The 22938-nt window shown below is 69.9% G+C and carries 20 protein-coding genes; 19 read left to right on the top strand and 1 reads right to left on the bottom strand.

All coding sequences use genetic code 11. The features are described 5' to 3' along the window. The first annotated feature begins 1 nt into the window (after position 1). Together prfA and prmC are read left to right on the top strand one after the other, a co-directional pair. Positions 2–1084, top strand: coding sequence for a peptide chain release factor 1 (gene prfA / locus KK097_RS16280; protein ID WP_214528530.1), 1083 nt, complete (start codon positions 2–4; stop codon positions 1082–1084). A gap of 25 nt (positions 1085–1109) precedes the next feature. Further along, on the top strand, positions 1110–1985 hold the full coding sequence (gene prmC / locus KK097_RS16275) for a peptide chain release factor N(5)-glutamine methyltransferase (RefSeq protein ID WP_439647661.1): 876 nt from the start codon (positions 1110–1112) through the stop codon (positions 1983–1985). 378 nt (positions 1986–2363) lie between these two features. Here the strand turns inward: prmC and KK097_RS18780 are convergent, their stop codons facing one another. Continuing rightward, on the bottom strand, positions 2364–3014 hold the full coding sequence (locus KK097_RS18780; protein ID WP_214545450.1) for an HAD family hydrolase: 651 nt from the start codon (positions 3012–3014) through the stop codon (positions 2364–2366). A gap of 37 nt (positions 3015–3051) precedes the next feature. Between KK097_RS18780 and KK097_RS16265 the strand changes: the two genes are divergently transcribed. From KK097_RS16265 to KK097_RS16185, 17 genes are all read left to right on the top strand, one after another. Then, entirely contained in the window at positions 3052–3726 is a 675-nt protein-coding gene (locus KK097_RS16265) for an L-threonylcarbamoyladenylate synthase (RefSeq protein ID WP_214528528.1), read from the top strand. Then, complete coding sequence (locus tag KK097_RS16260) at positions 3723–4949, top strand: MraY family glycosyltransferase (protein WP_214528527.1); 1227 nt, start codon at positions 3723–3725, stop codon at positions 4947–4949. The genes KK097_RS16265 and KK097_RS16260 overlap by 4 nt, the downstream gene beginning before the upstream one ends. Continuing rightward, on the top strand, positions 4946–5437 hold the full coding sequence (locus tag KK097_RS16255; RefSeq protein ID WP_307858427.1) for a Cg1360 family ATP-synthase-associated protein: 492 nt from the start codon (positions 4946–4948) through the stop codon (positions 5435–5437). Before KK097_RS16260 ends, KK097_RS16255 begins: the two co-directional genes overlap by 4 nt. A 106-nt stretch (positions 5438–5543) precedes the next feature. Further along, positions 5544–6404: a F0F1 ATP synthase subunit A gene (gene atpB / locus KK097_RS16250; RefSeq protein ID WP_307858428.1), complete on the top strand. Its 861-nt coding sequence runs from the start codon at positions 5544–5546 to the stop codon at positions 6402–6404. A 61-nt stretch (positions 6405–6465) separates the two neighbouring features. Beyond that, positions 6466–6702: an ATP synthase F0 subunit C gene (gene atpE / locus KK097_RS16245; protein WP_058729232.1), complete on the top strand. Its 237-nt coding sequence runs from the start codon at positions 6466–6468 to the stop codon at positions 6700–6702. 9 nt (positions 6703–6711) lie between these two features. Next, a complete protein-coding gene (locus KK097_RS16240; RefSeq protein WP_214528526.1) occupies positions 6712–7266 on the top strand; it encodes a F0F1 ATP synthase subunit B in 555 nt (184 codons plus the stop codon). 2 nt (positions 7267–7268) lie between these two features. After that, on the top strand, positions 7269–8063 hold the full coding sequence (locus tag KK097_RS16235; protein WP_214545449.1) for a F0F1 ATP synthase subunit delta: 795 nt from the start codon (positions 7269–7271) through the stop codon (positions 8061–8063). Between the two features lie 108 nt (positions 8064–8171). Continuing rightward, on the top strand, positions 8172–9800 hold the full coding sequence (gene atpA, locus KK097_RS16230; RefSeq protein ID WP_027465778.1) for a F0F1 ATP synthase subunit alpha: 1629 nt from the start codon (positions 8172–8174) through the stop codon (positions 9798–9800). Beyond that, positions 9801–10703: a F0F1 ATP synthase subunit gamma gene (locus tag KK097_RS16225; RefSeq protein WP_214528525.1), complete on the top strand. Its 903-nt coding sequence runs from the start codon at positions 9801–9803 to the stop codon at positions 10701–10703. A 47-nt stretch (positions 10704–10750) separates the two neighbouring features. Next, the gene (gene atpD / locus KK097_RS16220) at positions 10751–12205 is read left to right on the top strand and encodes a F0F1 ATP synthase subunit beta (protein ID WP_017885744.1); all 1455 of its coding nucleotides are present in this window, start codon (positions 10751–10753) and stop codon (positions 12203–12205) included. A 1-nt stretch (position 12206) separates the two neighbouring features. Then, a complete protein-coding gene (locus KK097_RS16215) occupies positions 12207–12470 on the top strand; it encodes a F0F1 ATP synthase subunit epsilon (RefSeq protein ID WP_027465776.1) in 264 nt (87 codons plus the stop codon). Then, positions 12467–13237: a YaaA family protein gene (locus KK097_RS16210; protein WP_307858802.1), complete on the top strand. Its 771-nt coding sequence runs from the start codon at positions 12467–12469 to the stop codon at positions 13235–13237. Before KK097_RS16215 ends, KK097_RS16210 begins: the two co-directional genes overlap by 4 nt. A gap of 107 nt (positions 13238–13344) precedes the next feature. Next, complete coding sequence (locus KK097_RS16205; RefSeq protein ID WP_214528524.1) at positions 13345–13902, top strand: hypothetical protein; 558 nt, start codon at positions 13345–13347, stop codon at positions 13900–13902. 55 nt (positions 13903–13957) lie between these two features. Then, positions 13958–14740, top strand: coding sequence for an FHA domain-containing protein (locus KK097_RS16200; protein WP_214545448.1), 783 nt, complete (start codon positions 13958–13960; stop codon positions 14738–14740). A 3-nt stretch (positions 14741–14743) separates the two neighbouring features. Next, on the top strand, positions 14744–15565 hold the full coding sequence (locus KK097_RS16195) for a PP2C family protein-serine/threonine phosphatase (RefSeq protein ID WP_214528522.1): 822 nt from the start codon (positions 14744–14746) through the stop codon (positions 15563–15565). Between the two features lie 132 nt (positions 15566–15697). Next, a complete protein-coding gene (locus KK097_RS16190; RefSeq protein WP_214545447.1) occupies positions 15698–17110 on the top strand; it encodes a serine/threonine-protein kinase in 1413 nt (470 codons plus the stop codon). Then, on the top strand, positions 17107–22938 hold a 5832-nt coding region (locus KK097_RS16185; protein ID WP_214545446.1), incomplete at its 3' end, for an Ig-like domain-containing protein. The genes KK097_RS16190 and KK097_RS16185, both read left to right, overlap by 4 nt.

The following is a 22938-nucleotide window of genomic DNA, read 5'->3' as shown; positions in this document are numbered from 1 at the left end:
CGTGTTCGAGTCGGTAGCAGGGCTGCTGGCGGAACACGAGGACCTGACGCAGCAGCTGTCGGACCCCGCGCTCCACGCCGATGCGGCCCGGGCGAAGAAGGTGAACCGGCGGTACGCCGAGCTCAACCAGATCAAGTCCGCGTACGAGGCCTGGCAGGCGGCGGGGGACGACCTCGCCGCCGCCCAGGAACTCGCCCGCGAAGACGAAGCGTTCGCGGACGAGGTCCCCGGGCTCGAGGAGCAGCTGTCGGAGCGCCAGGAGCGTCTCCGCCGGCTGCTCATCCCGCGCGACCCCGACGACGGCCGTGACGTCATCATGGAGATCAAGGGCGGCGAGGGCGGCGAGGAATCGGCGCTGTTCGCGGCCGACCTCCTGCGCATGTACTCGCACTACGCCGAGACCAAGGGCTGGAAGGTCGAGCTCCTCGAGCGCACCGAGTCCGACCTCGGTGGCTACAAGGACGTCCAGGTCGCGATCAAGTCGAACACGACCGACCCGTCCCAGGGCGTCTGGGCCCACCTGAAGTACGAGGGCGGTGTGCACCGCGTGCAGCGTGTGCCGCAGACCGAGTCGCAGGGGCGCATCCACACCTCGACCACCGGCGTGCTGGTGTTCCCCGAGGTCGACGAGCCCGAAGAGGTCCAGATCAACCAGAACGACCTCAAGATCGACGTCTACCGGTCCTCCGGCCCGGGCGGGCAGTCCGTCAACACGACGGACTCCGCGGTCCGCATCACCCACCTGCCCACGGGCATCACGGTGGCGATGCAGAACGAGAAGTCGCAGCTGCAGAACCGCGAGGCCGGCATGCGCGTGCTCCGTGCACGCATCCTCGCGCGCCAGCAGGAGGAGCTCGACGCGATCGCCTCGGACGCGCGCAAGTCGCAGATCCGCGGGATGGACCGTTCGGAGCGCATCCGCACGTACAACTTCCCGGAGAACCGGATCGCGGACCACCGCACCGGCTACAAGGCGTACGACCTCGACCGCGTGATGAACGGTGCCCTCGAGCCCGTCATCCAGTCCGCCATCCAGGCGGACGAAGAGGCACGCCTGGCCGCCATCGGCGACCAGGACGCGTAACCGCACACCCAGCCTGGAGGCCCGGATCACCGCCGACACGCCCCTCACGTTCGCCGCGGATCGCCTGCTCGAGCAGGCGACCGCGGCGCTCGTCGCCGTCGGCGTCCCGACACCCCGCGTCGACGCCGAGCTGCTGCTCGCGTGGGCGACCGACACCTCGCGTGGCGCTGTCCAGGCGCGTGCGATGATCGGCGGCAGCATCACACCGGAGCACGTCGAGCGCTTCCGGCAGGCCGTCGCCCGCCGCGCCACCCGCGAGCCGCTCCAGCACATCACCGGGCAGGCGTACTTCCGCGCGCTCACCCTGGCGGTGGGACCGGGCGTGTTCGTGCCCCGCCCGGAGACCGAGGGAGTCGTGCAGTTCGGCATCGACGCACTGCGGGCGACCGCGCTCCCCGAGCCGATCGCCGTGGACCTCGGGTCCGGCAGCGGTGCGATCGCGATCGCGATGGACACCGAGGTGCCGAACGCCCTGGTCTACGCCGTCGAGCGGTCAGCGGACGCCCTGCCCTGGACCCGGCGCAACGTCGACGCCCACGGTGGGACGGTCCGGCTCGTCGAGGGTGACCTCGCCGACGCGCTGCCCGAACTCGACGGCACGGTGTCCGTCGTCGTGTCGAACCCGCCGTACGTGCCGGACGACGCGGTCCCGATCGACCCCGAGGTCCGCGACCACGACCCGGCGATGGCGCTCTACGGCGGACCGGACGGCCTCGACTCCGTGCGGGCGCTGGCCGAGACCGCGTGGCGGTTGCTCGTGCCCGGGGGAGTCCTCGTCATCGAGCACGCCGAGCCGCAGGGCGCCGGCGTGCGCGAGGTCCTGACACGCCGGGGGTTCCGCACCCCGGAGACGCACGTCGACCTGACGGGACGCGACCGCACGACCACCGCGACCCGCTAGTCGGGGCCGGGTCGCGCCTCCCGTCGCTCGGCCGTGCGTGCGTGTGCCGGGTGGATCCGGGCGTACCGGGTGGGATCGGGCGTACCGGGTGGATCCGGGCGTACCTGGTGGGATCGGGCGTACCGGGTCGTTCGGGATGACCAGGTATGCCCGTTCTTGCTTTCCAGCGCGACCGCTATGGGAAGGAACGGGCGTGGCGGGCGCGGGGCGGGCCTCCCGTCGCTCGGCCGTGCGTGCGTGTGCCGGGTGGATCCGGGCGTACCGGGTGGATGCGGGCGTACCTGGTGGGATCGGGCGTACCGGGTCGTTCGGAATGACCAGGTATGCCCGTTCCTGCTTCCCAGCGCGACCGCGATGGGAAGGAACGGGCGCGGCGGGCTACGCGACGGGGGAGGGCTCGTGCTGCGCCGCGACGAAGGCGCGGACGTGCTCGCGCAGGTCGGTGTCGTGCTCGACCAGGACCGCGTGGATGCCGACGCTCCGTGCCCCCGCGACGTTCTCGGGCATGTCGTCGGCGAAGAACGTGCGTTCGGCGGGGACGCCGTGGTGCAGGACCGCACGCTCGAAGACCTCGGGCTCGGGCTTCCGGGCACCGAAGTTGCTCGTCGTGTCGAGGTGTTCGCCGAAGACCTCGGGCAGGGACGGTGCCCACTCGTGGATCCAACGGCCGGCGAGCGGACCGTTGTTGGTGAGCAGCCCGACACGCCCGTGCTCGCTCGCGATCCGGACGGCTTCGATGCGCTCCGGCAGCTCGGTCATGGCCGCTCCGCGGATGCGGGCCCAGTCGGACTCGGGGACGTCGCACTCCATCGCCCGCTCGAACGCGGCGAGGTACTCGTCACCGTCGGCGAAGCCACCGGCCTCGGCGCGCATCTCGTGGCCGCAGTCCCACCACCGGCGGCGGAGCTCCTCGAACGGGTGCCCGGTGAGCTCGGAGAGCGCGGCCATGCGCACCTTCCAGTCGTACCGGACCAGGACGTCGTCCATGTCGAAGAGGAACAGGAGCGGGGGTGCGGGCGTCTCGTTCACGATGTCCACCATTGTGTCGCACTATCATCGTCGAGTCATGGCATCCCGATACGACTGCACCGACTCCGACGGGCTCCTGACCGGGATGCGGCTCGCACGTGCCGCCCTCGGACGCGGAGAGCTCGTCGTCGTCCCCACCGACACCGTCTACGGCCTCGCCGCGGACGCCTTCAGCGCGACGGCCGTGCAGCGGCTGCTCGACGCGAAGGGCCGCACGCGACAGTCGCCGCCGCCCGTGCTCATCCCCGGTCCGCCGACACTCGACGCCCTCGCCAGCGAGGTCCCGCAGCCGGTGCGCGACCTGGTGGCAGAGTTCTGGCCCGGCGGGCTGACCGTCATCCTGCACGCCCAGCCCTCGCTCGACTGGGACCTCGGGGAGACGCGGGGCACGGTCGCGCTGCGGATGCCGGACTCGCGGATCGCCCTCGAGCTCTTGCAGGAGGTCGGGCCCCTCGCCGTCTCGTCCGCCAACTCGACGGGCGACCCGGCCGCGATGGACGTCGACGCCGCTGAGCGCATGCTCGGTGACAGCGTCGCGATCTACCTCGACGGCGGGCCGATCGGCGCGCACGAGGGGTTCGAGGCCAGCACCGGATCGACGATCGTCGACGCCACCGGGCTGACGGACGGCGGGAAGCTCCGCATCGTCCGGCACGGGGTGATCCCCGACGAGGAGATCATCCGGGTCGTCGGAGCCGACCTCGTCACATGAAGTACTACCTGCTCGCGGGGGCCATCGCCGCGGTCGTGAGCTTCGTGATGAGCCTGATCGTCTGGAAGCTCGGGCTGAAGTACAAGTGGTACCCGCAGGTCCGCGAGCGGGACGTGCACCGCACGCCGACGCCACGGCTCGGCGGCATCGCGATGTACATCGGCGTCATCGTCTCGCTGCTCGCGGCCTGGTTCCTGTTCCCGTCGATCGCGGGGACCGACTACTTCCGGCTGGTGTTCTCCGAACCGGGGCGTGTGCTCGCGGTACTCGGGGGAGCGACCATCATCGTGGTCCTCGGTGTAGCCGACGACATCTGGGACCTCGACTGGATGACGAAGCTCGCCGGGCAGATCATCGCCGCCGGCATCCTCGCCTGGCAGGGCGTGGCGATCGTGTCGCTGCCCATCGGCAACACGCTCGGCGTCGGGTCGTCGTACATGAGCCTGATCTTCACCGTGCTCGCGGTGGTGCTCGTGATGAACGCGGTCAACTTCATCGACGGGCTCGACGGCCTGGTCGCCGGTGTCGCCATCATCGCCGGCGGGGTCTTCTTCCTCTACACGTTCTTCATCAACCGCGTGGTCGTGCAGACGGAGTTCTTCTTCAACCTGCCGTCGCTGCTCACCGCGGTGCTCGTCGGTGCCTGCTTCGGCTTCCTCATCCTGAACTGGCACCCCGCCAAGCTCTTCATGGGCGACGCCGGTGCGCTGCTCGTCGGCTTCCTGATGGCCACGAGCGCGGTCTCGGTGACGGGCAACATCGACCCGGCGGCGGTGCAGACGCGCCAGGCGCTGCTGCCGGCGTTCATCCCGATCCTGCTGCCCTTCGCGATCCTCATCGTCCCGATCCTCGACTTCGGACTCGCGGTGACCCGTCGTCTCAGCGCGGGCAAGTCGCCGTTCTCGGCGGACCGGAAGCACCTGCACCACCGCCTGCTCGACATGGGCCACTCGCACTTCCACGCGGTGCTGATCTTCTACGCCTGGACCGCCACCGTCGCGGTCGGGTGCCTGCTGTTCCTCTTCGTGGACTGGTACTGGGTCGTCGTCTTCGTGTCCATCGGCTTCACCGTGTGCGCCGTCGCGACGTTCGCGCCGCTCGGCCGGAAACGCACCGAGATCGCCGCCCAGACCGCCAACCGCTCCGCCGCCGTGGTGGACGCCAGCCTCGACCCGCTCGACCGGGCCGCCAACGACCGCACGATCCCTGGAGACATCACGTGACCGCACCGAACGCGCTCGACCACGTCCGGCCGGTGTTCCGCCGCATCATCACCTGGGGAGCGATCCTCGCCGTCGCCCTGGCGGTGGTCGGGGGCCTCATCGGGTTCCTGGTCGCCGACGGCCCCGGCCTGGTCGGGGGCCTGCTCGGCGCCGTGCTGAGCGTCGTGTTCCTCGGGCTCACCGCGGTCAGTGTCCTCGTGGCGCTGCGCGTCTCGAAGGGCCAGATGATCTCCGGTGCCTTCTTCGGCATCGTGATGGGCACCTGGCTGCTCAAGTTCATCGTCTTCATCGTGCTGTTGGTCCTGCTCAAGGACCGCGAGTGGGTCGACTTCCCGGTGTTGGCGATCGTGATCATCGCGGGGGTCGTCGGCTCCCTGGTGATCGACGTCGTCGCCGTCGCGAAGGCCCGCATCCCGATCGGCGTCCGGCTGCCGGGCGACGGCCTCGACGACTCCGCGGACGCTGGGAACCCGACCCCCCGCATCTGAGAAGCCGGGAAGCCTCTCGCACCTGATAGGCTTCTTCACGTCCGCCACCGGAGCCTTCGCTCGGGGTGGACAAGCCTCCACAACGTCCACCATCGCGTGCCATGATGTGCGCGCGCCGACACAGGAGACAGCGCTGCTATCCCACGCTCTTCCCCTGTCCCTCTCCGCTGCGGTTGACACCGTCGCGGCGGGGAGCAGCAAGGCCGCCGAGTTCCATGGTCCGTCGATCAACGAGTTCTTCCCCGATGCTCTTCTGTGGGCAGGGACGCCGTTCGAGATCGATCGGGTCGTCCTCATCCGCTTCTTCGCCGTCGCCGTGCTCCTGGTGTTCGCGTTCGTGGGTACCCGTGCACTGAAGCTCGTGCCGAACCGCGGTCAGGCGTTCATCGAGTACGCCTTCGACGTCGTTCGTCGCAACACCTTCGACAACCTCGGAGAGAAGGACGGCAAGCGCTTCCTGCCGCTCCTGGCGACGATCTTCTTCGGCGTGCTCTTCATGAACCTGACCGGTCTGATCCCGGGCATGAACCTCGCCGGCACCAGCCGCATCGCGATGCCGATGATCCTCGCGATCGTCGCGTACCTCGCGTTCATCTACGCCGGTCTCCGCAAGCACCCGGGCACGTTCCTCAAGAACTCGCTCTTCCCGCCCGGGGTGCCGTGGCCGCTCTACATCATCGTGACGCCGATCGAGCTCGTCTCCACCTTCGTGCTCCGTCCCGTCACCCTGACGCTGCGACTCCTGATGAACATGGTCGTGGGGCACCTGCTCCTCGTGCTGTTCTTCTCGGCCACGCAGTTCTTCTTCTTCGACGCTTCGCTCGGCTTCAAGGCCTTCGGCGTCGGGACCATCGCGTTCGGCATCGCGTTCAGCTTCTTCGAGGTCCTCGTCGCGCTGCTGCAGGCCTACGTCTTCATGCTCCTCACCGCCGTCTACATCCAGCTGGCGCTGGCTGACGAGCACTGATTCCTCACTGACCCCCTACGGGACCGGCGACCGCCGGACCCGCACCTCGAAAGGAAAACACGTGGACGCAACGACCGTTCTCGCGGAGATCAACGGCAACATCGCGACGGTTGGCTACGGCCTCGCAGCGATCGGCCCGGCCATCGGCGTCGGCATCGTCGTCGGCAAGACGATCGAGTCCGTCGCTCGCCAGCCCGAGCTCCAGGGCCGCCTGACGACCCTCATGTACATCGGTATCGCCTTCACCGAGGCCCTGGCCTTCATCGGTATCGCCACGTACTTCATCTTCACCGCTTAAGGTTCCTCGATGCAGAACGCACTCATCATCGCCGCGGAGGAAGCGCACAACCCGCTGATCCCGCCGGTCTACGACATCGTGTGGTCGGCGCTCGCCTTCGTCATCATCTTCCTGGTGATGTGGCGTGTCGTCACGCCGCGCATCACGAAGATGCTCGATGAGCGCACCGAGGCCATCGAAGGCGGCATCAAGAAGGCCGAGGCCGCTCAGGAGCAGGCCGCTGCTGCGCTCGACGAGTACAACAAGCAGCTCGCCGATGCGCGTGCCGAGGCTTCGCGCATCCGTGAGCAGGCGCGTGCCGACGCCACGGCGATCGGCAACGAGGTCCGCGAGCAGGCGGCCGCCGATGCAGCACGCATCACGGCCAATGCCCAGGCGCAGATCGAGGCCGAGCGTCAGAGTGCCGTCCAGGCACTCCGCGCCGAGGTCGGCACCCTCGCGCTGGACCTCGCGTCCGGCGTGATCGGGGAGTCCCTCAAGGACGACGCCAAGTCGACCGCCGTGGTCGACCGCTTCCTCGCCGACCTCGAGGCCTCGCAGGCCACGAAGACGGGGGAGCACTGAGCATGCGCAGCGCTACCAGAGAAGCACTCGCGTCCACCAGGGCGGTGCTGTCGGACCTCGGTCCGAGCGCCGGCCTGGCCGCGGGTGCCGAGATCCTCGCCTCCGGGCGTGCGATCGCCGGTGCGCCGCAGCTGCTCGGGCTGCTGTCCGACCCCACGGCCGACCCGGCCGGCAAGAAGGTCCTCATCGACCGTGTCTTCGCCGGCCAGTCGGACGCGACGCGTGCGGTCCTGACCGCGGTGGCCGGCTCGCGCTGGTCCTCGCAGCAGGACCTGCTCGCGGGCATCGAGGACGCGGGCATCCGCGCCGTCGCCGCCACCGCGGGTCTGGACTCGTCGATCGAGTCGGAGCTGTTCGCCTTCGAGACCGCCGTCCGCTCGGACGCCGGCCTCGAACTGGCGCTCGGCACCAAGCTCGGCAGTCCCGAGCAGAAGGGCGCGCTCGTCGAGCGGCTCCTCGGTGCCAAGGCATCCGAGCAGACGATCACGATCGTGTCGGCCCTGGTGCAGCAGCCCCGCGGCCGCCGCATCGGTGAGATCGTCCGCGATGCCTCGCGCATCGTGGCCGAGCAGGCCGGCAAGCTCGTCGCGACGGTCGTCACGGCGACGCCCCTGACCCCCGCCCAGTCGGCCCGCGTCACGCGCGGACTGTCCGAGCGGTACGGCAAGGACATCAGCATCAACCAGGTCGTCGACCCCACGGTCGTCGGCGGGGTCCGGGTGCAGATCGGCGGCGACGTCATCGACGGCACCGTGTCCACGCGACTCTCGGAGCTCCGGCTCCAGCTCGCCGGCTAGGCGTACGGTCGAAGCCGCTCCTCCCCAAGTCCACAACGGGAACTGCCGAGTCAGGCAGCGTCACCCTCTCGGAGCCGAAGGGCCCCGGAAAACCACAAGGAAAATCCCATGGCAGACATCACCATCAGCCCCGATGAGATCCGTGATGCCCTGAAGGACTTCGTCTCGAACTACGAGCCGACGAAGGCCTCCACGGCCGAGGTCGGGCACGTCACCGACGCCGGTGACGGCATCGCCCACGTCGAGGGTCTCCCCGGCGTCATGGCGAACGAGCTCATCCGCTTCGCGGACGGCACGCTCGGCCTCGCGCAGAACCTCGACGAAGACGAGATCGGCGCCATCGTGCTCGGCGAGTTCGGCGGCATCGAAGAGGGCATGGAGGTCACCCGTACGGGTGAGGTCCTCTCCGCCCCCGTCGGCGACGCCTTCCTCGGTCGCGTCGTCGACCCGCTCGGCGCCCCGATCGACGGTCTCGGCGAGATCGCCGCAGAGGGCCGTCGTGCCCTCGAGCTCCAGGCCCCCGGCGTCATGGCCCGCAAGTCGGTCCACCAGCCGCTGCAGACCGGCATCAAGGCCATCGACGCGATGATCCCCGTCGGCCGCGGTCAGCGTCAGCTGATCATCGGCGACCGCCAGACCGGCAAGACGGCCATCGCGATCGACACGATCATCAACCAGAAGGCCAACTGGGAGTCGGGCGACGAGGAGAAGCAGGTCCGCTGCATCTACGTCGCCATCGGCCAGAAGGGCTCCACGATCGCCTCCGTCAAGGGTGCGCTCGAGGACGCCGGTGCGATGGAGTACACCACCATCGTCGCCGCTCCGGCCTCCGACCCGGCCGGCTTCAAGTACCTCGCCCCGTACACCGGTTCGGCCATCGGCCAGCACTGGATGTACCAGGGCAAGCACGTCCTCATCATCTTCGATGACCTGTCGAAGCAGGCCGAGGCCTACCGTGCGGTGTCGCTCCTCCTGCGTCGTCCGCCGGGCCGCGAGGCCTACCCGGGTGACGTCTTCTACCTGCACTCCCGCCTGCTGGAGCGTTGCGCGAAGCTGTCCGACGAGCTCGGCGCCGGTTCGATGACGGGCCTCCCGATCATCGAGACCAAGGCGAACGACGTCTCGGCGTACATCCCGACCAACGTCATCTCCATCACCGACGGCCAGATCTTCCTCCAGTCGGACCTCTTCAACGCGAACCAGCGTCCGGCCGTCGACGTGGGCATCTCGGTGTCCCGCGTCGGTGGTGACGCCCAGGTGAAGTCGATCAAGAAGGTCTCCGGCACGCTGAAGCTCGAGCTGGCGCAGTACCGCTCGCTCGAGGCGTTCGCGATGTTCGCGTCCGACCTCGACCAGGCGTCGCGTCGGCAGCTGGAGCGCGGTGCGCGTCTGACCGAGCTCCTCAAGCAGCCGCAGTACTCGCCGTACCCGGTCGAGGAGCAGGTCGTCTCGATCTGGGCCGGCACGAACGGCAAGCTCGACACCGTCCCGGTGCCGGACGTGCTCCGCTTCGAGTCCGAACTGCTCGACCACCTGCGTCGCAACTCCGACGTCCTCACGACCCTGCGCGAGACCAACCAGCTCAGCGACGAGACCGTCGCCGAGATGGACAAGCAGATCGACGAGTTCACGAAGAGCTTCCAGACGAGCGACGGCAAGACCCTCGGCTCCGAGCAGTTCGACGCGGCGGACGCCGAGGACGTCGACCAGGAGCAGATCGTCAAGGGTCGTCGCTAGATGGCAGCGCAGGTCCGGGTCTACCGCCAGCGGATCAAGTCGGCGAAGACCACGAAGAAGGTCACCCGCGCCATGGAGCTGATCTCGGCGTCGCGGATCCAGAAGGCGCAGGCCCGTATGGCTGCGTCTGGTCCGTACTCGCGGGCCGTCACGCGTGCGGTGTCGGCCGTGGCGACGTTCTCGAACGTCGATCACGTGCTGACCACCGAGCCGGAGTCGTCGACCCGCGCAGCCGTCGTGCTCTTCACCTCGGACCGCGGCCTGAACGGCGCGTTCAGCACGAACGTCCTCAAGCAGGGCGAGGAGCTCGCCTCCCTGCTCCGCAGTGAGGGCAAGGACGTCGTCTACTACCTGGTCGGTCGCAAGTCCGTCGGGTACTTCGCGTTCCGTGAGCGTCCGTCCGAGCAGCAGTGGGTCGGCAACACCGACCAGCCGGAGTTCTCGACGGCCAAGGAGATCGGCGACGCCGTCGTGGCGAAGTTCCTCCAGGACACCGCCGAGGGTGGCGTGGACGAGATCCACATCGTGTTCAACCGGTTCATCAGCCTGGCGACCCAGGAGCCGCAGGTCGTTCGCCTGCTGCCCCTCGAGGTCGTGGACGGTATCGATGAGCCCGAGGGCAACGAGCCCCTGCCGCTCTACGAGTTCGAGCCGGACGCCGACGCGGTGCTCGACTCGCTGCTCCCGGTCTACATCGAGAGCCGCATCTTCAACGCCATGCTGCAGTCGGCTGCTTCCGAGCACGCCGCACGGCAGAAGGCGATGAAGGCGGCCAGCGACAACGCCGACTCGCTGATCCGTGACTTCACCCGACTCGCGAACAACGCGCGTCAGGCGGAGATCACGCAGCAGATCTCCGAGATCGTCGGCGGCGCCGACGCCCTCTCGTCGAAGAAGAAGTAGTCCGCGTCGTTCGCGGACAGATACCCACCCTCAGGAAGGCACCAGCCATGACCGACACCGCAACCACCGCGGTCGAGACGTCGTCGGCGCCCGGTGTCGGCCGGATCGCCCGTGTGACGGGCCCCGTCGTCGACATCGAGTTCCCCCACGACGCAATCCCGGAGATGTACAACCTCCTGTTCACGACCATCACCATCGGTGACTCGTCGCAGGAGATCGGCCTCGAGGTCGCGCAGCACCTCGGCGACGACCTCGTCCGTGCCATCTCCCTGAAGCCGACCGACGGCCTGGTCCGTGGCCAGGAGGTCCGTGACTCGGGCGCTCCGATCTCGGTCCCCGTCGGCGACGTCACCAAGGGCAAGGTCTTCGACGTCCTCGGCAACGTGCTCAACACGGACGAGAAGCTCGAGATCACCGAGCGCTGGCCGATCCACCGCAAGGCCCCGGCCTTCGACCAGCTCGAGTCCAAGACCTCGATGTTCGAGACCGGCATCAAGTCCATCGACCTCCTCACCCCGTACGTGCAGGGTGGCAAGATCGGCCTCTTCGGTGGTGCGGGCGTCGGCAAGACCGTCCTCATCCAGGAGATGATCCAGCGCGTCGCGCAGGATCACGGCGGTGTGTCGGTGTTCGCCGGTGTCGGTGAGCGTACCCGTGAGGGCAACGACCTCATCGGTGAGATGGAAGAGGCGGGTGTCTTCGACAAGACGGCCCTCGTGTTCGGCCAGATGGACGAGCCGCCGGGAACGCGTCTCCGCGTGGCCCTGTCGGCGCTGACGATGGCGGAGTACTTCCGCGATGTCCAGAAGCAGGACGTGCTCCTCTTCATCGACAACATCTTCCGCTTCACGCAGGCCGGCTCCGAGGTCTCGACGCTGCTCGGCCGCATGCCGTCCGCCGTGGGCTACCAGCCCAACCTCGCCGACGAGATGGGTGTGCTCCAGGAGCGCATCACCTCGACGCGTGGTCACTCGATCACCTCGCTGCAGGCGATCTACGTGCCGGCTGACGACTACACCGACCCGGCTCCGGCCACCACGTTCGCGCACCTCGACGCGACGACCGAGCTCTCCCGTGAGATCGCTTCGCAGGGTCTGTACCCCGCGATCGACCCGCTGGCGTCGACGTCGCGCATCATGGACCCGCGGTACCTGGGTGCCGACCACTACGAGACGGCCACGCGCGTCAAGCAGATCCTCCAGAAGAACAAGGAACTGCAGGAGATCATCGCCATCCTCGGTGTCGACGAGCTCTCCGAAGAGGACAAGATCACCGTCGAGCGCGCTCGTCGTATCCAGCAGTTCCTCTCGCAGAACACGTACATGGCCAAGAAGTTCACGGGCGTCGAGGGCTCCACGGTGCCGCTCAAGGACACCATCGAGTCCTTCCGCGCCATCGCCGATGGCGAGTTCGACCACGTTGCGACCCAGGCGTTCTTCAACGTCGGTGGCATCAACGACGTGGAAGAGAAGTGGGCTCAGATCCAGAAGGAGAACCGCTGACATGGCGGGTCTCAGCGTGAGCGTCGTCTCGGCCGACCGTGAGGTCTGGTCGGGCGACACCACCATGGTCGTCGCACGGACGACAGAGGGCCAGATCGGCATCCTCGCCGGACACGAGCCGATGCTCGCGATCCTGGCGCAGGGTCAGGTCCGCATCACGCGGGCCGATGGGTCGACCGTCGCGGTCGACGCCGAGGACGGCTTCCTGTCGGTCGAGCACGACACGGTGACGATCGTCGCGCGGCAGGCCGCGCTGGCGTCCTGACCGGACTGACCGTCCTGCTCCCGCCTTCGGAGACGAAGCGGGAGGGCGGGGACACGAGCCGCACGCTCGATCTGCGTGCACTCTCGTTCCCGGAACTGGCCGATGAGCGGGCCGCGGTGATCACCGCGGCCCGCTTCGTCAGTTCCGAGGAGTCCTCGGCCAGGACGGCGCTCAAGCTCGGTCCGAAGTCGATCGCCGAGCGTGTCCGGAACCTCGAACTCGAGACCTCCGGCACCATGCCGGCGATCGAGCGGTACACGGGTGTGCTCTACGACCCGCTCGGCGCGCAGGACGCGGATGCCGCCACCAGGGCCTGGTGGGCGGAGCACGTGATCGTGCAGTCTGCGATGTTCGGCCCGATCGGCGCCAGTGACCCGATCCCCGCCTACCGGCTGTCGCACGACTCCCGGTTGGGCGCGATCCGTTTGGCCTCGCACTGGCCGGCGGTGTCGACCCGCGCACTGGGTACGCGAGCGGACGGCCTGGTGCTCGACCTGCGGTCCGAGGGGTACCGGCAGCTCGGGCCGGTGGCCGACGCGGTGGCACCCCGCGTGGTGAGCGTCGACGGTTCCGGCCGTCGCCGCGCGCTCAACCACTGGAACAAGACCGCCAAGGGCCGCCTGGTGGCGTTGCTCGCCCGCACCGGCGCGAGCATCGGCAGCATGGACAACCTCGTCGACTGGGCCGCCGCGAACGGCGTCGTCGTCGAGCGGAGTGACGGCGGCTGGGACCTCGTCGCCGAGAGCCTGGACCCCGTCGCTGCCTGAGCGGTTTCCGCCGGCTCGTCCTCCACAGGCGTGGGCGGGGCCGCTCCGGTCCACAGATGGCCGGGGCGCCCCTGCCTGGAGGCCCGCAGCACGCTTCGATGGCGTGCATGATCCCTCTCACAGCACAGTCCGACACCGGCGCCGCAGTTCGTTTCCCTCGCGAGATCGCGGCAGCCGTCACCCTGCCCGCGGCAGCGGCCGCGCTGGTCGCTCCCGGTCCGGTGGCACTGCCGTCGGCCGCTGCGACGGCCGTCGTGACCGCCTGCGGGGCGCTCGCGCCCCGGATGGCCCTGGTCCCGTTCATCGCGGCGCAGGGCGCGCCGGATCCGCGGTCGATCCGGGTGTTCGATCCCTTCGCGGATCCGACACCTCCCGCGCTCCACGGCTTCGGTCCGCGTCCGGATCGTGCACGGGTGCGGCTCGCCGGCGACCGGTGCGCCGAGGCATGGCGGGTGTGGCGCGCGCAGGACGGTCCGTTCGACGGGGCGTCGGGGGCGGCCGGAGCACTGTCGCTCGGCGCGTGGTGCGCGTGGGCGCTCGGGTCCTGGGCCCGGGCGGAGACCCGCGCGCGGTACGCCCTCGAGACCCGTGCGGACGACCCGCTCGCCGGGCTCGTGCTGCGCTCGGTCGTGGCCGGCAGCGGACCGTCGTGGGAGCGTCGATGACGAGGGGTCGACCGGATCGTCTACGGTGGGGGAGACCACGCTGGGAGGGTTCCGGTTGCACGACGACGACATCGAGGACACCGTCATCCGGCGACCCCGACGATCGCCGGCGGGAGACCGCACGGCGGACGCGATCGGCGACACGGTCGTGCGTGGGGGTACGACACCGGATCCGGGTCTGGACGGCTCGGCGCTCGGCGACACCGTCATCCGGTCCGGCAGGGGCGCCGGCACGCACACGGCCCCCGGGCCCCGCTCCGTCCCGGGCGACGACGATCCCGATGACACGGTCGTCCGGATCCCGGCGCGACCAGGCGCCGGGCCGAACCCGACCGTCGGTGCCGCCCCGGGCCTCCCGTCCGTGCCGCCCGTCCCGTCGGTACCCGTCGCGCCCGCGGCACGCGTGCCGTCCATCCGCATCGGCGACCGGACCTTCCGGCTCGACCACCCGGTGGTCATCGGCCGTCGACCGTCGTTGCCGCGGATCACCCGCGGTCCGCAGCCCGAACTCGTCACCGTGCGCTCGATGGGCGGGCAGGTGTCCTCCTCGCACGTGCAGCTGCACGCCGAGGGCGAAGCCGTCGTCGTGCAGGACCTCCGGTCCACGAACGGCACGGTCGTCCGGCCGGCTGGCGCACCGGCGTACCGCATGGCGTCGGGTGCGTCGATCGTCGCGCTGACGGGTACGGTAGTCGAGATCGGTGACGGCAACGCCATCGAGGTCCTCTCGCCGTACCTCCGGGTCGCACCGACGGCAGAGGGGCTGCCTCCGGTTCCCCCGTGGCCCTCCGATCAGACAGCACACGGCACGCCCCGACCCACCAGAGAGCGATCCTGACACGTGACCGAACTCGGCCGAGCAGCCACTGCGCACGCCATCGACGTCCCCGGTGCCGACGGCGCCACCCTGACGCTCTCGTGGGGAGCCGCGACCGACGTCGGTCGACGGCGTGACCACAACGAGGACAGCTACATCGTGGGCGCGCCCTTCTTCGTCGTCGCCGACGGCATGGGCGGGCACCTCGCGGGTGACCGCGCCAGTGACGCGGTCGTGCGTCGCCTCGAGCAGGTGACGGCCGAGCCGTTCACCACGCGCCAGGGCATCCAGCGCGCCCTGCTCCTCGCGACGGCCGACATCGAGCGTGCAGCCGGGGGCAACGCGATCGGCGCAGGCACCACGGTCACCGGCATCGCACTCGTCGCGTCGCTCGGGCAGCCGGCCGCGCTCGTGTTCAACGTGGGTGACTCCCGCACGTACCGCATCGAGGACGGCGTGCTCCGCCGCGTCACCGTCGACCACTCGGTGGTGCAGGAGATGGTGGACGCCGGTCTCCTGCGCGCCGAGGACGCCGAACAGCACCCGGACAGCAACGTCATCACACGGGCGGTCGGGTTCGGCGAGCCGCCGGCACCCGACTGGTGGACCCTGCCCCTGCGGGCCGGAGACCGCTACATCGTCTGCTCGGACGGCCTGACGAAGGAACTCGGCGATGCCGGGATCGCCAGGATCGCAGCACGCGAGCCGGGTGCCCAGGAACTCGCCGAGCGTCTCGTCGGCGACGCGGTCGTGGCCGGTGGCCGCGACAACGTCACCGTGGTGGTGCTGCAGGTCGACGCGGCACCGGACGACGGCGACCTCGAGGACACGCTGCCGCGCCACTAGGTGCCCCCCCCGAACTGGGGGAGCACGCCGAACCGTGGGGGATCGGTGTGCGGAATGTCGGTCACCCACGATTCGTACAATGACATGGCCACGTCGAGAGAGCTGGCCGCTCGGCCGGGGGAGGAGAGGACCATGGCGCGACGCCTGCCGTCCAACCCGCCCGTGATCGGCGGTTTCAGTCCCGTGCACGTCCTCGGGTCCGGTGGCTTCGCCGACGTGTTCCTCTACGAGCAGGACATGCCCAGGCGGCAGGTCGCGGTGAAGGTCCTGCTGGACGAGGTCGTCGACGACCGCGTGCGGCAGATGTTCCAGGCCGAGGCGAACCTGATGGCCCGGCTCAGCACGCACCCGTCGATCCTCACGGTCTTCCAGGCGAGCGTCGCCGCCGACGGTCGTCCGTACCTGGTGATGGAGCTGTGCTCCTCGTCGCTGAGCGAGTGCTACCGTCGCGAACCGATCCCCGTGTCCGAGGTCCTGTCCATCGGCATCCGCATCGGGTCCGCGCTGGAGACCGCCCACCGCGAAGGCGTCCTGCACCGCGACATCAAGCCGTCGAACATCCTGCTCACGGCGTACGGCAACCCCGTGCTCTCCGACTTCGGCATCGCCGCGACGATCGGCGGCACGGACCCGGACGAGCCGATCGGCATGTCGATCCCGTGGTCGGCGCCCGAGGTCCTGATCGACGAGTCCCGCGGCACCATCCAGTCCGAGGTGTACTCGCTCGCGGCGACCGTCTACTCGCTCCTCGCCGGACGCAGCCCGTTCGAGATCCGTGGCGGCAAGAACGGTGCGAGCGACCTCATGCACCGGATCGACAAGGGCGGGGCCAAGCCCACCGGCCGGACCGACGTGCCCCCGTCGTTGGAGCGTCTGCTCGCGTCGGCGCTGTCCCGCAAACCGCAGGGACGACCGTCGACGGTGATCGAACTCGTGCGCGGTTTCCAGCAGGTCGAGGCCGAGCTCGGCATCCCCCAGACCTCGGCGGACGTCGCGGTGGAGGCGTGGGCGATGTCGACGCCGACGCCGCACGGGGACCGCACCGTGATCCGTGAGCTCCAACCGCCGACCCGCGTCGGTGGGCGTCGTCGGACCCGACGGGCCGTGCAGGGCGGGGTCGTGGCCGGCGGTTCGCACAGCGTCGGCACGGTGCACCGCACCGGTTCCGTCACCCGAGCCCGTCGCCGCACACGCTCGACCCTGGTCTGGGCGACGTCCCTCGCCGTCGTGGTGGTGGCCGCCCTGGCGATCGCCACGGTCGTCATCGTCGGTCGACTCGGTGCCGGGGCGATCCCCGTCGTGGCCGAGGTGCGCGCCGAGCCCGCGCCGCAGTCCGTGTCGTTCAGCTGGTCCGACCCGGGGCTCCGGAGCGGCGACACGTACGTCATCTCGTCCAACGGGGCCTCCAGCCAGCAGACCGGCACGACCTTCGTCGTCTCCGGACAGCGGGGCGACGAGGAGTGCATCGCCGTCGCCGTGAACCGCGACGGCAAGACCGGCGCCGCGAGCGCGCAGAAGTGCGCGACGATCGGGAGCGCCGGGTGATCCGCGCCCTCCTCGCGAAGCACCGCTCCGCAGCCGTCACGACCGGTGCCTCGGTGCTCGTCGCCGCCGTCGTCGCGACCACCGCCATCGTCTCCACCGGCTACCACACGCAGCGCGTCGACCTCGGGGACGGCACGGTGTGGGTGCCCTCGGCCGAGTACGGCGCCGTCGGCCGGGCGAACACCGGCATCCTGCAGCTCAACACCGCGGTCGAGACGGCCAGCGACGACCTCTCGGTGCTGCAGCGCGGCTCCACCGTCTACAGCGTCGACGAGACGAAGGGCACCGTCGCCCGGGTCGACGTCGCCGACGCGACCGTCGGTGACCCGATCACCCTGCCGGCGGGAACGCCGCAGGTGTTCTTCGCGGGCGACACGGCCATCATCGGCAACGCGGACACCGGCGAGCTCTGGGCGACCCCCGCGAGCGACCTCGCCGAGTTCGACGCGTCGACCAAGGCTGACCTGACCCTCGGTGCCGACACCGTGTTCGACGCGTCCGACGGACACGTCGCCGTCTTCTCCGCGAAGACCGGGACGGCTTCCCTCGTCGACGTCGGCGCCACCCTCACCGTCGATCAGCGGTGGAAGGTCGAGACGGACCGCGGGGACGACTTCCAGGTCGCGACGTTCGACGGACACCTCGCCGTGCTCGACCGCACGAGCGGCGCGCTGTCGGTCGACGGCCGCACCGTCGAACTCGGCGACCGGGTGGGCGCCTCGCCGGCCCTGCAGCGGTCGTCGGACACCACCACGCAGGTCACGGTCGCCGGCACGGCGGGCCTGGTGCGCGTGAGCGCCTCCGGTGCGGTGGACGCCACCGCGCTGCAGGTGTCCGGACGCGCCGCCCGACCCTACGTCGACGGATCCTGCACCTACGCGGCCTGGGCCGGCGGGCAGGCCATCGACACGTGCGACGGCAGCGCTCTGCAGCGGCTCGCGAGCACCGGCGGCACCAGCGAACTGCAGATCCTGCACAACGGCGACACGGTCGTCGCGAACGACCCGACGAGCGGCCGCTCCTGGGCCATCGACCGGAGCGGTCAGCTCATCGACAACTGGGCAGACCTCATCGAGCAGGACGACGAGCAGCAACAGGAGCAGGTCTCCGACGACGACCCCGAGGTCGACAAGGACCAGAAGCCTCCCGTGGCGATCGACGACGAACTGGGCGCGCGCCCGGGACGCACCACGAGCCTCCCGGTCCTGCTCAACGACTACGACCCGAACGGTGACCCGATCATCGTGAGCGAGGTCGGCACCATCTCGAAGTCCGCCGGCCGCGTCGCGATCGTCGGTGACGGCCAGCGCCTGCAGGTCACGCTGTCGTCGCGTGCCGCCGGGACGGTGACGTTCCCGTACACGATCACGGACGGCAACGGCGGGTCCGATACCGCGACGGTCCGGATCACCGTGCGCCCGGACAGCCAGAACGAGGCGCCCCGGCAGGTGCGGGACACGTCGGCCGACGTCGTCCAGAACGGGCACGTCGTCACCAACGTGCTCGGCGACTGGATCGACCCGGACGGCGACCCGGTGTACCTCGAGTCCGGGTCCGCCTCGAACGGCGATCGGGTGTCCACCACGCCGGACGGGCTGCTCGACTTCCGTAACGACAGCGGCCGGACCGGTGAGCGCTCCGTCCAGCTCGTCGTGAGCGACGGGCGTGCCGACGGCCGCGGCGCCGTCACGGTCCGGGTCGCCGAACAGGGCGCCGTCCCGCTCCGCGCCGATCCCTTCCCCGTGTCGGGGTACGCCGGCAAGGCGTTCACGGTCGAGCCGCTCGACCACGTGCGCGGTGGCAACGGCACCGTGACACTGACGAGCGTGTCGTCGGCATCCGGGCTCACCGTCACCCCGAGTTACGACGCCGGCACGTTCCGGGTGCAGGGCGAGCGTGCGGGCGACCACCAGCTGGAGTACACCGTGACGGACGGTGTGAAGACGTCGAGCGGCATCGTCCGTGTCACGATCCTCGCGCCACCGGACGCCTCGACCGCGCCGATCACCACGCCGAAGACGGTCTTCGTCAACACCCTGTCGACGAAGGACACCGACGTCACGGCGACCGACATCGACCCGGCGGGCGGCGTGCTGCTCGTGACGGCGCTCGACGGCCCGGGACGGGGCAGCGGCGTTCAGGCGAGCATCCTCGACCAGCACACCGTCCGCGTCACCCTCACGGCCCCGCTCGACGGCCCGGTGTCGTTCGGCTACACGGAGACGAACGGTCTGGCGTCGTCGCCGGGCACGATCACCGTCGTCGAGATCCCGAAGCCCGATCGCATCCAACCCCCGGTCGCGCAGCCCGACAGCGCCACCGTCCGTGTCGGTGACGTCGCCAACATCGACGTGCTGGACAACGACACCCAGCCCGAGGGTGAGCCGCTGACCCTGCAGCCCGAGCTGGTGCAGAACGTGCCGGGCGACGGCGGCCTCCTGTTCGTCTCCAGCGACCACCTGCGGTACCTCGCCCCGAAGACGCCGGGCAACTACACCGCCGTCTACCGGGTCGCCGGTCCGGACGGTCAGTACGCCGACGCCGCCGTGTCGATCTCGGTGCGCGAGCGCGACGCCGCCACGAACAACCCGCCCGTGCCCCAGACCGTGACGGCGCGCGTCGTCGCCGGGTCGTCGGTACGGGTCAGCGTGCCGTTGAACGGCATCGACCCTGACGGCGACTCCGTGCAACTCGTCGGTGTGGGCTCCAACCCCGACAAGGGATCGGTCTCCGACGTCGCCTCCGACGCCCTGACCTACGAGGCCGGCGACTACTCAGCCGGCACCGACGAGTTCACCTACACGGTCGTGGACGCCCTCGGTTCGCGCGCCACCGGTACCGTGCGGGTCGGAATCGCGCCCCGCGCCGAGCAGGCGTCGAACCCCGTGGCCGAGGCCGACCACGTCACCATCCGACCGGGCGGCTCCGTGACGGTGCGGGTGCTCCAGAACGACTCCGACCCCGAGGGCGGGCAGCTCACCGTCGCGCAGGCCGAGCCGACGGCGGACGACGTCACCGCCAAGATCCTCCGGAAGCAGCAGATCCGCGTCACGCCCCCGAAGTCGGCGAAGCGCGGTGACTTCGCGGTGCTCTACACCGTCGCGAACAGCAGCGGGGGATCGAGCACCGCGTTCCTCACCGTCACCGTCGACCCGGACGCCCAGCCGCTCCGGCCCGAGGTCGACGACACGACGCTCGACCTGCAGGACATCCTGCACCGGCAGAGCGTGACGGTCGACGTGCTCGACAACGTCTTCTTCGCCGAGGGCACCGCGGCCGACCTGCGGGTCGGCGTGGTCCCCGGCTACGGCGACACCGCGACGCCCACCGACGACGGCCGGATCACCGTCCGGCTGACGGACGAGTCGCAGGTGATCCCGTTCTCGGTCGCCCGCGTCGACCACCCGGACATCATCGCGTACGGGTTCATCAACGTGCCGGGCTTCGACGACGCCCTGCCCCAGATCAACCGCAGCGCCGGAGCGGTCACCGTCAGGAGCGAGGCCACCGTCCGCATCCCGCTGCAGGACTTCGTCGTGACGGCGAACGGCGAGACCGCGAAGGTCACCGACCGTGGGACGGTGAAGGCGACCCACGCCAACGGACAGAGCCTGGTGGTGGACTTGTCGACGCTGCAGTTCACGTCGTCGAAGCTCTACTACGGCAAGGCGTCGATCTCGTTCGAGGTCACCGACGGATCGGCGGCGAACGGCGGCAAGGGGCGCGTCGCCACTCTCGTGCTCCCGATCACCGTCACGCCGCGGTCGAACCAGCCGCCGGCGTTCACGGGCTCCTCGCTCGACATGCAGCCGGGCGAGACGCGCAAGATCGACCTGACGAAGCTCACCGACTACCCGTACCCGAAGGACCTGCCCGAGCTGCGGTACTCCGTCGTCGGTCGGCCCGCCGCCGGCACGACCGCGTCGATCTCGAAGCAGCAGCTCACGATCTCGGTGGCCGACACGGCGAAGAAGAACACCACCGCGTCGATCGGCATCGGTGTCGCGGACGACGCGAACGCCGGACGAGCCGGCACCGTCAGCGTCGGTGTCGTCGCCTCGACCCGGCCGGTGGTCCAGCCCGGTGCTGACAGGTCGGTGACCAAGCGCGGTGCGACCACCACGATCGACGTGCTCACGAACGACCAGCCCACGAACCCGTTCCCGGGTGAGCGGTTGCGCGTCGTCAACATCCGGGGCCTGTCCGGCGGACTGCCGAGCGGTGTCACCGTCACGCCGAGCGGTGACCGGACCCGGCTGCAGGTCGCCGTCGCGGACAGTGCGAAGCCCGTGGACGCCCACCTGCAGTACCAGGTCGCCGACGCCACGAACGACCCGGACCGCTACGTCTGGGGCGACGTGACGATCTCGGTGCAGGACGTCCCGGATGCTCCCGGTGCGCCGACCCGGACGGGCTCCTACGACGGCGGCCAGGTCACACTGACCTGGGCGACCCCGCAGGGCAACAACTCGCCCATCACCGGCTACCGGGTCGTCGGGACCAACGGTGTCTCGAAGAACTGCGGCACCGCGACGGTGTGCACGATCACCGGACTCGACCCGAAGGCGTCGTACCGGTTCCAGGTCGTGGCGAGGAACGCGATCGGTGACTCCGAGCCGTCCGCGCGCTCCGGCCCGATGAGCGCGGACTTCGTACCGGCGCCGCCGAAGGGCATCACCGTCACGCCCAGCAAGTCGACGCCGAACCAGCTCGACGTCAAGTGGGGCAAGGTGTCCGCCCCGAACAACGGCAGCGCGGTCGACGACTACATCGTCACGATCGAGGGCCCTGGCCTCTCGACCACCCGCCACACCGGGACGTCGACGAACACCTCGTTCACCGGGGCCCAGAGCGCGGCGCAGTACAAGGTCACGGTCTCCGCCCGGAACGACGCCGACCGCAACGGCACCGTCGTGCAGTGGAACTCCGCGTCCGCCACCGGCAGCGCGGTCGGGACACCCGGCAAGCCGACGAACCTCCAGGCGGTCGCCGGCGACCAGGCCGACTCGTCCGGCCGTTCGACGGTGACGGTGACCTGGAGCGCCGGCGACGCCGCTGGTGGGTCGGGCCTCCGGTACGCGGTGTACCGGTCGGGCAACGTGAACTGTGCTGCGCCGTCCTCGAACTCGCTCGGCAACTCGAGCCCGACACGGGACTCCGGGGTCGGTGGCGGGTCGACCCGGTACGCGGTGACCGTCACGAACGGCTACTTCTGCAACGTCGAGTACGTCGACGCCGTCACCTACGAGCGTCCGTCGGGTACCTACCGGCCGGACGTCGGGACCGTCCAGACCAGCGCCAACGTCTGGAACGTGAGCGTCACAGCTCCTTCGAGGAGCGCGCACCATTACCAGCTCGAGACCGCCGGTCAGACGATCACTCTTCAGCCTGGCCAGACCTGGACGGGTGTACCGGGAACCGGCGGGCGCAACGTGTCGTCCCAACTCGTCCTCCGTTCGTGCGGCGGGCCGGGCAGCACGTTCTGCACGACCGACGGTGAGTCGTGGACCGGGTCTGCCGCAGCTTTCGACACCCGGGCGACCGTGACAGCGGTCCAGCAGGAGCAGCCGATCTCGGTGACCGGACCGACCGGCGGCGCGGTGCGCTACACCGCCTACTGGTTCCTGGACGCGGACGGACGGGTCCTCATCGACACCGACAGCTGGGATGCTGGCGAGACCGCGCCGACGCCGCCGCTCGGAGCAAGCTCGGTCAAGGTACGCGCCACTGTGACGACCGCAGACGGGTCGAACCTCTCGCAACAGGGCGACGCGACGGACGTCATCGCGGTGGCGGCTGCCCCCGAACCGGACCCCGCCCCCGAGCAA

The organism is Curtobacterium flaccumfaciens (assembly GCF_018598405.1).
Taxonomy (GTDB): Bacteria; Actinomycetota; Actinomycetes; order Actinomycetales; family Microbacteriaceae; genus Curtobacterium; species Curtobacterium aurantiacum.
Note: the sequence above shows the minus strand (reverse complement) of the source record. Positions and strands in the feature narration are given on the sequence as shown.

What these genes read in the sequence shown, in the direction of transcription:
- KK097_RS16215 (WP_027465776.1), top strand. Translation starts at nt 12,207, where the DNA reads ATGGCGGGTCTCAGCGTGAGCGTCGTCTCGGCCGACCGTGAGGTCTGG.
- atpA (WP_027465778.1), top strand. Translation starts at nt 8,172, where the DNA reads ATGGCAGACATCACCATCAGCCCCGATGAGATCCGTGATGCCCTGAAG.
- KK097_RS16225 (WP_214528525.1), top strand. Translation starts at nt 9,801, where the DNA reads ATGGCAGCGCAGGTCCGGGTCTACCGCCAGCGGATCAAGTCGGCGAAG.
- atpD (WP_017885744.1), top strand. Translation starts at nt 10,751, where the DNA reads ATGACCGACACCGCAACCACCGCGGTCGAGACGTCGTCGGCGCCCGGT.
- KK097_RS16205 (WP_214528524.1), top strand. Translation starts at nt 13,345, where the DNA reads ATGATCCCTCTCACAGCACAGTCCGACACCGGCGCCGCAGTTCGTTTC.
- KK097_RS16240 (WP_214528526.1), top strand. Translation starts at nt 6,712, where the DNA reads ATGCAGAACGCACTCATCATCGCCGCGGAGGAAGCGCACAACCCGCTG.
- KK097_RS16190 (WP_214545447.1), top strand. Translation starts at nt 15,698, where the DNA reads ATGGCGCGACGCCTGCCGTCCAACCCGCCCGTGATCGGCGGTTTCAGT.
- KK097_RS16235 (WP_214545449.1), top strand. Translation starts at nt 7,269, where the DNA reads ATGCGCAGCGCTACCAGAGAAGCACTCGCGTCCACCAGGGCGGTGCTG.
- KK097_RS16265 (WP_214528528.1), top strand. Translation starts at nt 3,052, where the DNA reads ATGGCATCCCGATACGACTGCACCGACTCCGACGGGCTCCTGACCGGG.
- KK097_RS16260 (WP_214528527.1), top strand. Translation starts at nt 3,723, where the DNA reads ATGAAGTACTACCTGCTCGCGGGGGCCATCGCCGCGGTCGTGAGCTTC.